This is a genomic window from Myroides sp. 1354, from assembly GCF_030324495.1.
Classification (GTDB): Bacteria; Bacteroidota; Bacteroidia; order Flavobacteriales; family Flavobacteriaceae; genus Flavobacterium.
Genome location: NZ_JACAGN010000008.1, coordinates 45674 through 57563 on the forward strand (window position 1 = coordinate 45674; position 11890 = coordinate 57563).

The following is an 11890-nucleotide window of genomic DNA, read 5'->3' on the forward strand; positions in this document are numbered from 1 at the left end:
ATTGTATTATTGTGATTAAGCAATTGTATTTCCTCAAGAAAGAGGATTTTGCTGATTTAATTCGAGTTTTATGAAAGGACGATTGTTGTTTGTAGGGATTTTTATCGCTTATTTTTTAGCTAATATTTATTTGGGAATCCGCGTATATCCGTTGTTTGCCACACCCATTTGGAGTATTCAATTGCTCTATATTGTGTTGGTCGGTTTTTTAGTTGTATCACCTATTTTGTTTTTTGCTTTTCGAAAACGCGTTAGCGTACCTAAGGCAGCGCTGTTGTATAAGGTAGGAACGGGGTGGTTGATGTTGATTACCTATTCTTTTCTCTTGGCGTTGTTGTCTGATTTACTTCTTCTATTTACTGGAGATTTCATAGAAAGAGCAACAAATTTAGTTGTAAGTGCCCCTCAATTTCAAGCCGGATTTATTCTCGTAGGAACGATAGGTATTGCCATAATAGGAAATATCAATTACTATCGAAAGAAGGTGGTAAGACTTCAGTTAGAAACAGAAAAACCACTAGATCAACCTTTGAAGATGGTTGTATTAAGTGATTTGCATCTGGGGCATGCGATAAGTAGAAAAGAACTAAAACGATGGGTAGAATTCATTAATGAGCAAGAAGCGGACGTCGTTTTATTTGCAGGGGATGTTATTGATAATAGTTTATTGCCTTTGACTTATTATAAATTAGACGAGCTTTTACGTGAAATTAAAAGTAAGTATGGCGTATATGCTTGTTTGGGAAATCATGAGTATCTAGCAAATGTAGAAATGAGTTTAGCGTTTTTGCACAAAGCAAATATTACTGTTTTAAGAGATGAGGTTATTGAAATCTTAGGAGGACAAATTCAATTGATTGGCAGAGATGATAAAACCAATCCCCATCGAAAGGCATTGCAAGATTTGGTTCAACCGAATCCCCATGTAGTGCAAATCGTATTGGATCATCAACCCTATAGCTTGGAAGTCGCTGCAGAGCAACAAGTCGATTTTCAGTTTTCAGGACATACACATCGCGGACAAGTTTGGCCATTTTCATGGATCACGGATTATCTGTTTGAACAATCTCACGGCTATCTCAAAAAAGAGCGTACACAGTACTATGTCAGTTCAGGATTGGGAATATGGGGAGGTAGGTACCGTATCGGGACACAGTCTGAATACGTGATTGCCACCCTATATTCGAAGAGAAAAAACGAGAAAGTAATGGGTTAAAACCCTAGACTTTTTTTAATGGAGAATAAAAGGTTATTTTTGTCAAAATTTTGTTGAAGTGAATTATTTATCAGTAGAAAATATATCGAAATCTTTTGGGGCACATAACTTGTTTGAAAATGTGTCTTTTGGTATTAATAAAGATCAAAAGATTGCTTTTGTTGCAAAAAATGGATCGGGAAAGACGACGATTTTGCGAATTTTAACGGGATCTGACCATCCAGATAGTGGACAGGTGGTGATGCGTAAAGGCATTCGCATGGAGTTTCTATCTCAAGAACCCAATCTTCAAGATGAATTGACTATCGAAGAAAGTATATTCGCTTCGGATAATGAAATTCTAAAGGTAATAGAAGCTTATGAAAAAGCATTGGAGAATCCTGAGGATCAAGAGGCTTATCAAAAAGCTTTTGAGCAAATGGATATTCACAATGCTTGGGATTTTGAAACCCAATACAAGCAGATTTTGTTCAAGTTAAAATTGGACGATTTAAAACTAAAAGTAAAAACATTATCTGGTGGACAGAAAAAGCGTCTGGCTTTGGCAATCATCTTAATTAACAAACCTGATTTATTAATCTTAGATGAACCAACCAACCACTTAGATTTGGAAATGATTGAATGGTTGGAGAATTACTTCGCCAAAGAAAATATTACGTTATTCATGGTGACACACGACCGTTTTTTCTTAGAAAATGTGTGTAATGAGATTATTGAATTAGATAATGGATTAATCTATCAGTATAAAGGAAATTATTCGTACTATCTAGAGAAAAAAGAAGAGCGAATTGCCGCTGAAAACGCGAGTATTGATAAAGCTCAGAATCTATTTGTCAAAGAATTGTCGTGGATGCGCAGACAACCGAAAGCGCGTACAACGAAGTCGAAATCGCGTATTGACGATTTCTATGTGATTAAAGAAAAAGCCCATAGCAGAAGAAAAGAGCACCAAGTGGAGCTGGAAATCAATATGGAACGCATGGGAAGTAAAGTTGTGGAATTGCATAAGTTGAATAAGTCATTCAATGGAAAGGTGATTTTAAACGACTTTAGTTATATGTTTAATCGAGGAGAGCGCATTGGAATCATCGGAAAAAACGGATCAGGTAAATCGACGTTCCTAAATATTCTAACGCAAGCGATGAAACCCGATACAGGAAAAGTTGTGATTGGAGATACAATTAAGATTGGGTATTATACGCAAGGAGGAATTACAATCAAACCCGAACAAAAGGTTATTGATGTAATCAAAGAATTTGGAGAGTATATTCCTTTAGCGAAAGGACGTTCTATTTCAGCAGGACAATTGTTAGAACGCTTTTTATTTGATCGTAAAAAGCAACATGATTTTGTAGAAAAACTAAGTGGAGGAGAGTTAAAGCGCTTGTATTTGTGTACAGTGTTGATTCAAAACCCCAATTTCTTGATTCTCGATGAGCCAACGAATGATTTGGATATCGTTACTTTAAACGTATTAGAGAGCTTCCTATTGGATTATCCGGGCTGTTTGGTTGTGGTTTCTCACGACCGTTATTTCATGGATAAGATTGTCGATCATTTATTTGTGTTTAGAGGAGAGGGAGAAATTGAAGATTTTCCAGGAAACTATTCAGATTTTAGAGCTTATGAAGACAGTATTGAACCTGTAAAAGAAGAAGCTCCGAAAGAAAAAGTAAATTGGAAAGAAAGTCAAGTAAAAAACGGATTGACTTTTCAGGAGCAAAAAGAATTGCAAAAGACAGAACGTGAAATGGCCAAATTAGAAGAACAAAAGCAAGTGATTGAGAAAGAATTTGCCGATGGAAAAGTAGGCGATGATCAAATTGAAACGAAAGCAAATCAGCTTCAAAAAATATTAAAAGAACTCGAAGAAAAAGAGGAAAAATGGTTCGAATTATCAGCCAAAATGGAAGGGTAATTAAAGATGTAAAAACTGAAGAAAAGAGGGTGTAAAAATGGATTCACTCTCTTTTTTTTTGTTTTTAAAACCAAATAAAGCTATAAAATATAGTGAAATTTTAAGATTTTAGCAAGAGTTAAAATGTTAAAGTTTTTCATTGTATCTCTTTGTTAATCAGGGTTTGTGTGTGAATGGAAGGTTAAGGGAATGTAATTTAACGATTAAAAAATAGGCAAATTTAAAAAAGAGGGTAACTTTGCGGAGTGAAATTTCAAGTGGTGACAGGGCTTGAGAAATTAATTTTAATGAGGAAAAAATGTTCTTTTTTTATTGGCTTATTACTGCTTTTAGGTGGGGTTTTTTCGGGGTTCAAAAAGTATGAAGTCATACTGCTAGAACAGTATAAAATTGTACCAACAGAAGAGCTTTCTTACCATCTTCCGGAAGAAAAAATTACGGAAGTAGAGAAGGCTGAAGAAACTGCAGTAATACCATTTACAGGGAAAACCTATATTGGTTTTAAACAAGCTTTAGGTGCACGTGAATCTAATGGTTTGTACCGAATTGTCAACTCTTTTGGTTACATAGGAAAATACCAATTTGGAAGGTTAGCTCTAAGATCAATAGGAATTTTTGATTCTGAAGAGTTTTTGAATGATCCGCAATTACAAGAAAAAGCATTTGATGCTTTGATTGCAAAAAACAAATGGATTCTTAGAAACGAGATTAAAGCGTTCGAAGGACGAAGAATCGATGGGATCAGAATCACAGAGTCGGGGATATTAGCCGCTGCTCACTTAGGTGGAGCGGGATCTGTGAGAAAATATTTAAGAAGTAATGGAGCTAATTCATTTAGCGATGGATACGGAACTTCAATCAAGACCTACTTGAAGAAATTTAGTGGGTATGATGTTTCAGAAATTGATCCAGAAAAAAATGCATTAGTAATGCTGTAAAAGTATAAAAAGGCGGTCTAGTTTTAGACCGCCTTTTTTTATGTCACTTTGCCCAAGCCATATAAAGTAACAATGAAACGAAGCGTTACACAAGATTGAAATTTTAAGGATTTCTCATTTTATTTGGTAGATAAAAAATAATTTCTACCTTTACACCTTCAAAACAAAGAAAAATGAATTTTGTACATGCAAATAATTGGTGGTGGAGCAACTTACGTCAAGACGTCGTGAGCTGTCCTACTATTGGTATGTATGAAGAAAAAATATAACGGAAAGAGTATATTATTCCTACACCTCTAAGGGCTTGTCATCACGACAAGCCCTTTTTTTGTGCTCAAAATTTTTTAACTCAATCGCAAATTTAAAACAAACACATATGAAGTATCAAGTAGATCAAGCCGGATTTTATGGCGATTTTGGAGGCGCCTTTATACCTTCAAACTTACAACCTATCGTAGCGGAATTGCAAGCGATGTATGTAGAAATAATGGAAGAACCAACCTTTCAAGAAGAATATCAAAAGCTATTGGCAGATTATGTAGGTCGACCTACACCGCTGTATTTTGCAGAGCGACTATCAGCTTTGTACAACACGAGAATATATCTAAAGCGAGAGGATTTATGCCATACAGGTGCACATAAAATCAACAATACCATTGGGCAAGTATTAGTCGCGAAGCGCTTGGGAAAAAAGAAGATTATTGCAGAGACAGGTGCAGGACAACATGGAGTAGCTACAGCCACCGTTTGTGCTTTAGCAGGATTGGAATGTGTTGTTTTTATGGGGGCAACAGATATTGAACGTCAGGCACCAAATGTAGCGCGTATGAAAATGTTAGGTGCTGAGGTTCGCGCAGCTAAAACAGGATCACAAACCCTAAAAGAAGCCGTAGATGAGGCTTTGCTTTACTGGATTGAAAACCCAGAGGATACTTACTACTTAATCGGATCTGTTGTTGGACCTCATCCGTATCCCGATATGGTGGGGCGTTTTCAATCGGTTATTTCAAAGGAGATTAAAAAACAATTGCTGGAGAAAGAAGGAGTCGATAAACCCAATTATGTGATTGCTAGTGTTGGGGGTGGAAGTAATGCAACTGGTGCTTTTTACGAATTTTTAGAGGAAGAAAGTGTGAAGCTTATTGTGGCTGAAGGAGGAGGATTTGGGGTAGAAACGAATCAAACGGCGGCTACTTCTTTTATCGGAAAACCCGGTGTACTACACGGAAGTAAAACGCTATTCATGCAAGATGAAACAGGTGAACCTTTAGAAGCCTATTCGATTTCTGCGGGATTGGATTATCCTGGTTTTGGTCCATTATTCGCACTAATGAAACAAGAAAATCGAGCAGAATTCTTCGCGATTAAAGACTCCGAAGCGATGGAAGCAGGTTTGAACCTGTGTAAATTAGAAGGTATCATTCCCGCGATTGAAAGCGCACATGCGCTCGCAGCTTTACAACATAAAACGTTTTTGCCAACTGATATTGTAGTCGTAAACCTTTCCGGTAGGGGGGATAAGGATTTACAAAATTATACCCACTACTTTCAGTTGTAGTTTTTTCAGGAAAAAGCCCACGTTGACGTGGGCTTTTTTTATGGGTAAAGATCTACTATAAAGGGGTAAAATTGATTAATAGTTGTTTAAAATGGTTCAGCCATTTGGAAAATATTTTTGTATTGTGTAAATTTACACTTTACAATTTTAGCTTGCGAATTTTTAATGCACATATAGCTGTTATATGATAAAAACGTTTAAAAATAAGAGTTTGAAAAACTTTTGGGAGACTGGAAATGAAAAAGGATTACCTCCAAATTGTGTTCGTAGAATTGCTAAAATTCTCAATTTGATTGATCAAGTGGATGACATTGCTGATTTAGGTGCTTTTGGAGCAGCGTATCGAATCCATAAATTAAAATCACCTCCTTATATAGGCTATTATTCAATGGATGTGACGGGGAATTTTAGAATTATTTTTGAAATTGAAAAAGGAAATGTTTATAATGTACATTTTCTAGATACACATTAGAAGAAACTATTTTATAATTGTTGTTACCAATGCATCATTGTAATTATCTAAAAAAGATACAACACAAAATAAAGAGTTAGGAATTAACTTTTTATGATTAATACACAAGAATGAAAGAATTGTCAAAATAAAAAGCCCAAGTATGAAATCTAATCTTATTATACATCCTGGTTTATATTTAAAAGAGGATGTAATAGAAGCAAATCAACTATCTGTAACAAAAGCAGCAGAACTTTTAGGTGTAACTCGAGTGAATTTATCTAATATTCTCAATGAAAAAACGAGTATAAGTGCTAGTATGGCCATTCGCATTAGCCAAGTTTTTGGTGGAACTGCAGATATTTGGCTTAAACTACAAATGCAGTATGACCTATTAGTTGCGCAAAATAAATTTGAAGAAAATAAGATTCATTTAGCTAAGTATGAGCCAGCGTTATAGTAGGAGCTCTATGTTTTTAAATAAAAGAAGTGAAATATTTTTAAAAAAGCCCACGTCTAACGTGGGCTTTTTTTATATCATTACTCATTCTTATACCATTCTTCTAAGTCTACTAAAATCGGTAGCAGTTTGATTCCCTTATCCGTGAGTTTGTATTCCACGCGGGGTGGGACTTCAGCAAAAACTTCTCTTTCTACTAAACCGTCATGTTCTAATTCGCGTAAAACCGTTGTTAGTGTGCCTTGTGCAATATGGTCTAAATCTTTTTTTAGCATACCAAAGCGCTTCGGACAATTAGAGGCAATAATTTTGATGATTGAAATCTTCCATTTTCCCGTAATTGTCTTTAATGCGTGTTGAGCAACACAAGTATCTTCAAAATAAATCAATTTATTTTCTACTGTAGTACACTCATTTCCACCATTAGTACTGTTTTTCATACTTAGTCTAGATTTTTTACCTACTTGATTGCAAGCAAGCTATTATTCACTTTTGTAAAGATAATTATAAAATATAGGAAGTAAAAAATGCCAAATGCAACAATAAATCAAAAGAGAATCATGTTGTTTCTCATCTCGATGTCCATTTTCTTATCTGTGTTAGACTTGTTTATTGTCAACGTCGCAATCCCTAAAATTAGAGCGGATATGCAAGCAAGTGTAGCGGATATTCAACTTGTTATTATTTATTATGTGATTGGTTATGGAGCCTTTCTCATTACTTCAGCCAAGATGGGAATGAAATACGGACATAAAAAAGTATTTGTGTTCTCGATGTTTAGCTTCGGACTATTTTCTCTGTTATGTGGGCTTGCTTCCGATGTACATACTTTGAATATTTATCGTTTATTTCAAGGGACTAGTGGCGCTTTTATGATTCCGCAAGGGGTTACGCTTTTATCTTACATTTACACCGAGGAAAGGGAGAGACGTCAAGCGTATGCAATTTATGGTGCGATTGCTGGTGTATCCTCTGTGTTAGGGCAGATATTAGGCGGAGTTCTCCCTGATTTAGATTTTGCTTTTGGTGCATGGAGACTCATCTTTTTAATTAATGTTCCCATTGTTTTAGTGGTCGGTATAGTATCTTGGAAAGTATTAGTAGAGGTAGAACGCAAGAGCGGAATGAAAATTCAATTCTTCTCTCAGTTGATCCTCATTCTCTTGTTGGTTGTGCTAATGTACAGTCTAGTAACTGGTGCGGATCACGGATGGACACCCACTTTGTTTTTCTCCTTGCTATGCGCAATGATTGGAATCGTTTTGTTTTTAATTTTTCAGTTTAGAAAATACAAGCAAGCAAAAGAAACGCTACTCGATTTTAAGCCGTTTACGCATAAGATTTTTGCTGTTGCGCTAGTAGCTCTTGTATTTTATTCCCTCGTACAAGATTCTTATTTCTTTGTCTATGCGAATCACTTTCAAATGAAATTACATTATTCGGCTACACAAACTGGAATTTTATTTGCTTTTCAAGGAGTAGGCTATGTGATAGCTTCTTTTTTGTCCTTGAAATTCTTATCTCGTTTTCAAGAGCGTTTTATGATTTTTGGACTCTTGCTTATGGTGATTGGATTAATCCTGCACTATGTATTGTTACATCAAGGACACATTAAATTTGAAGGGGTGGCTATACTATTATTTGAATATGGATTAGGATGTGGTATTGTTTTACCTGCCATGTTTACCTATGCGTTGAGTGGGTTACCAACTACTTTGACTAGCGCAGGGTCTAGTTTGTATCTCACCTTGCAACAGTTGAGTATTGCCTTAGGGGTAAGTCTTGTCGGTCAAGCGTATTTTAATAGTGAACAAGGGCATTTAAACGCTACGATAATTATGGTTTTTCTCTTGCTGATAACGGGAATTGTATTTTTTGTTGCCTATAAAAAACGAGAAAGGAGATAGTTGGAGAAAGAAGGATTTCTCCTATATATAATAAGGTATAAAATGAAAAACGCAAATGTTTTATTTTTTTGATCTTTAGCTAGCATAAAATATCCCCATCTAAAATAAACAAATACTATATTTGCACCGGTTTAATAAAAATACAATATGATAACAGTTAATGATGTTGCTGTCCAATTTGGTAGTACAACGCTTTTTAGTGGCGTAAGTTTCTCGATTAATGAAAATGACAAAATTGCCTTAATGGGGAAAAACGGTGCGGGTAAATCTACTTTGCTTAAAATTGTTGCAGGAGTAAACAAACCTTCTTTGGGGTCTGTTGCTGCACCAAAAGAAGCGGTGATTGCTTATTTACCTCAGCATTTATTAACTGCGGATGATTGTACCGTTTTTGAAGAAACATCGAAAGCCTTTGCTCAAATCTTCTCGATGAAGAATGAAATTGAGCAAATTAATGAAGAATTAACGGTGCGTACGGATTACGAAAGTGATGCGTATATGAAATTAATCGAACGCGTATCAGAACTAAGTGAAAAGTTTTACTCGATTGAAGAGGTAAACTACGAAGCGGAAGTAGAAAAAGTATTGAAAGGGTTGGGATTCTTGCGTGAGGATTTCACACGTCCGACATCTGAGTTCAGTGGAGGATGGAGAATGCGTATCGAATTAGCAAAAATCCTTTTGCAAAAACCCGATTTAATTTTATTGGATGAGCCAACCAACCACATGGATATTGAAAGTATCCAATGGTTAGAGGATTTCTTATTGACACAAGCCAAAGCGGTAATGGTGATTTCCCATGACCGTGCGTTTGTTGATAATATTACCAACAGAACGATTGAAGTGACGATGGGTAAAATTTACGATTACAAAGCAAAATACTCTGATTATTTAGTATTGCGTCAAGATCGTCGTGCACATCAATTGAAAGCGTATGAAGAGCAACAAAAAATGATTGCTGAAACCACAGAGTTTATTGAGCGTTTCAAAGGAACCTATTCGAAGACCTTACAAGTGCAGTCTCGTGTGAAAATGTTGGAAAAGTTAGATATCATTCAAGTGGATGAGGTGGATAATTCAGCACTTCGCTTAAAGTTTCCACCAGCACCACGTTCAGGGCAGTATCCTGTAACCGTTGCTGAAATGGGCAAAACATATGGTGATCACGTGGTATTCAAAGATGCCAATATGGTTGTGGAGCGTGGACAAAAAGTAGCTTTTGTTGGAAAGAATGGGGAAGGTAAGTCTACCATGATTAAAGCGATTATGAAAGAGATTGACTATACAGGATCGATTGAGTTAGGACACAATATACAAGTAGGTTATTTTGCACAGAATCAAGCCTCTTTGTTGGATGGAGATTTAACGATTTTTGAAACCGTAGATCGCATTGCAGAAGGAGATATTCGTACGCAAATCAAAAATATTCTAGGTGCTTTTATGTTCTCTGGTGATGATATTCAAAAGAAAGTGAAAGTGCTTTCTGGTGGAGAAAAGACCCGATTGGCGATGGTGAAGTTGTTGTTAGAACCTTACAACTTATTAATTCTCGATGAGCCAACCAACCACTTGGATATGAAAACCAAAGACATCATCAAAGCAGCATTGAAAGATTTTGAAGGAACGGTAATCCTCGTTTCTCACGATCGTGATTTCTTAGATGGATTAGCAGAAAAAGTATTCGAATTTGGAAATAAACGCGTGAAAGAACACTTCGAAGATATCAAAGGATTCTTGGCGCATAAAAAGATGGAAAGCTTACGCGAGATCGAAAAATAAACCTCTCGTTTCGCTGGATTTTTAAAACTCCTTCTCTTAAAAGACTAATTGGCATGTGTTTTGTTAAGTTTTTTAAGGGAGGGAGTTTGTTTTTTAATACTAGGGCTCCATTTTAGAAGTTGTAAGAATCAAAGAAGTTGCCTTTTTCTTTCTCTCTTAACGGATAATATTATATTTGTAAAACGATTGAAAATAGTGCTTCATAAAATGAAAAAGGTTGTATATTTATTGAAGCATTTGTGTGTAATTAACAACATTAAGTGAATGAAAAGAATAAACTTGAAACGTTTTTTTCTGCTTATCGGAGGGACAGTCCTTTATTTTTCTATGTCGGGGATTAGTTATGGACAAAGTTTGTCTTTTACTGATGCGATGCAGGTGATGAATGAAGAAAATAGTTTAATTAAAGCGATGGAAAAACAAGAGGAAGTGCACCAATATGAATGGAAGGCTATGAAAGGCTTGCGTTCTCCATCGGTTAAGGCTTTCGGAATGGGCATTTACATGGATCGTTCATTGGGGTTAGATTTCAATGGACTTCGAAACCAGGTAGGTGATTTTGTACATTTACCCAACTCCGAAGTATTGGGGAATTGGTCGGTAGATTTCAATAAACGAGACATGGCTTTTGGTGGATTCATGGCTACTTGGCCTTTATTTACAGGAGGAAAGATTAATGCAGCGGTAAAAGCGGGAAAGCTAAAAAGTGAAATTGGAGAAAAAGATTTGGAACAAGCCAAGCACAAATTAATATCAGAACTCGCTGTTCGCTATTATACAGTAAAATTAGCAGAACGTGCCTTAGTGGTACGTCAAGAAGTTTTAACTGGAATGCAAAAGCATCAGTATGATGCTTTGAAATTAGAAGAAAACGGCATGATTGCTCCTGTGCAACGCATGGCGGCAGATGTTGCTGTATCTGATGCAAATCGCGAATTTGAGGCCGCTAAGAAAGATGCAACACTTGCGCGTTTGGCCCTAGCTAATACGATGGAAGTGGAAGAAGTTACAGCAGATCTAAGCAGTGACTTTTTTGTGTTGTCTCAATTGGAAAGTTTAGATTACTACCAAATGTCTGCAGCGGATCATTACCCAGCGTTGCAAAAAGTAGCCTTACAAAAAGAATTGGCTGATCAAGGAGTGAAAGCAAAACAAGCAGCCAATTATCCAACTGTAGTAGCATTCGGACAAACAATTTTAGCACATAATAATCCAATTAGTGGTTTAGATGTATTGTATGACAATAATAAACCTTGGACCGTTGGGGTAGGTGTGACTTATACGTTGTTTGAAGGATTTAAAAATAAAAATGAAATACGAGCAGCCAAAGCGACGAGAGAAAGCGTAGCCCTTTTTGAAGAAAAGGCAAAGTCCGATATCAAAATGTTAGTGGCAAAGTTGTACCAAGATATCCAAAAACAGCAAGAGCAAATCGAGAGTTTAACGACACAAGAAGCTATGGCAACGGAGTATCTCAGAGTGCGTAACAAAGCTTTTGTCGAAGGATTCGCAACGTCAACAGAAGTTGTAGACGCTGAATTAAATTTGTCTGTGGTGAAATTAAAGAAATTACAAGCACATTTTAATTATGTAGCCAATGTAGCTTCTCTATTTGAATACACAGGATTGAGTAATGAATTTGTCCAATTTGCAAAATAAATTG

The 11890-nt window shown here is 36.1% G+C and carries 10 protein-coding genes; 9 read left to right on the forward strand and 1 reads right to left on the reverse strand.

Features of this window, described 5'->3' with window-relative positions; genetic code table 11:
• Positions 1-70: 70 nt before the first annotated feature.
• The 6 genes from HX004_RS10000 (at position 71) to HX004_RS10025 (ending at position 6541) form a co-directional block, all read left to right on the forward strand.
• Positions 71-1216: a metallophosphoesterase gene (locus tag HX004_RS10000; protein ID WP_286442350.1), complete on the forward strand. Its 1146-nt coding sequence runs from the start codon at positions 71-73 to the stop codon at positions 1214-1216.
• Positions 1217-1274: 58 nt separating this feature from the next.
• Positions 1275-3134 carry an ABC-F family ATP-binding cassette domain-containing protein gene (locus HX004_RS10005; protein WP_286442351.1) on the forward strand — a complete coding sequence of 620 codons (1860 nt, stop codon included), beginning with the start codon at positions 1275-1277 and terminating at the stop codon, positions 3132-3134.
• Positions 3135-3421: 287 nt separating this feature from the next.
• Entirely contained in the window at positions 3422-4072 is a 651-nt protein-coding gene (locus HX004_RS10010) for a peptidoglycan-binding protein LysM (protein ID WP_286442352.1), read from the forward strand.
• Between the two features lie 376 nt (positions 4073-4448).
• Positions 4449-5630, forward strand: coding sequence for a tryptophan synthase subunit beta (gene trpB / locus HX004_RS10015; RefSeq protein ID WP_286442353.1), 1182 nt, complete (start codon positions 4449-4451; stop codon positions 5628-5630).
• Positions 5631-5814: 184 nt separating this feature from the next.
• Positions 5815-6102, forward strand: coding sequence for a type II toxin-antitoxin system RelE/ParE family toxin (locus HX004_RS10020; RefSeq protein ID WP_286442354.1), 288 nt, complete (start codon positions 5815-5817; stop codon positions 6100-6102).
• A gap of 142 nt (positions 6103-6244) precedes the next feature.
• On the forward strand, positions 6245-6541 hold the full coding sequence (locus tag HX004_RS10025) for a HigA family addiction module antitoxin (protein ID WP_286442355.1): 297 nt from the start codon (positions 6245-6247) through the stop codon (positions 6539-6541).
• A gap of 80 nt (positions 6542-6621) precedes the next feature.
• Here HX004_RS10025 and HX004_RS10030 read toward each other — a convergent pair whose 3' ends face one another.
• On the reverse strand, positions 6622-6981 hold the full coding sequence (locus HX004_RS10030; RefSeq protein WP_286442356.1) for a winged helix-turn-helix transcriptional regulator: 360 nt from the start codon (positions 6979-6981) through the stop codon (positions 6622-6624).
• Positions 6982-7068: 87 nt separating this feature from the next.
• On the opposite strand from HX004_RS10030, the gene HX004_RS10035 reads away from it, so the two are divergent.
• From HX004_RS10035 to HX004_RS10045, 3 genes are all read left to right on the forward strand, one after another.
• Complete coding sequence (locus tag HX004_RS10035; RefSeq protein WP_286442357.1) at positions 7069-8448, forward strand: MFS transporter; 1380 nt, start codon at positions 7069-7071, stop codon at positions 8446-8448.
• A 147-nt stretch (positions 8449-8595) separates the two neighbouring features.
• Positions 8596-10227 carry an ABC-F family ATP-binding cassette domain-containing protein gene (locus HX004_RS10040; RefSeq protein ID WP_286442358.1) on the forward strand — a complete coding sequence of 544 codons (1632 nt, stop codon included), beginning with the start codon at positions 8596-8598 and terminating at the stop codon, positions 10225-10227.
• Between the two features lie 264 nt (positions 10228-10491).
• Complete coding sequence (locus tag HX004_RS10045; protein ID WP_286442359.1) at positions 10492-11886, forward strand: TolC family protein; 1395 nt, start codon at positions 10492-10494, stop codon at positions 11884-11886.
• Positions 11887-11890: the final 4 nt, after the last annotated feature.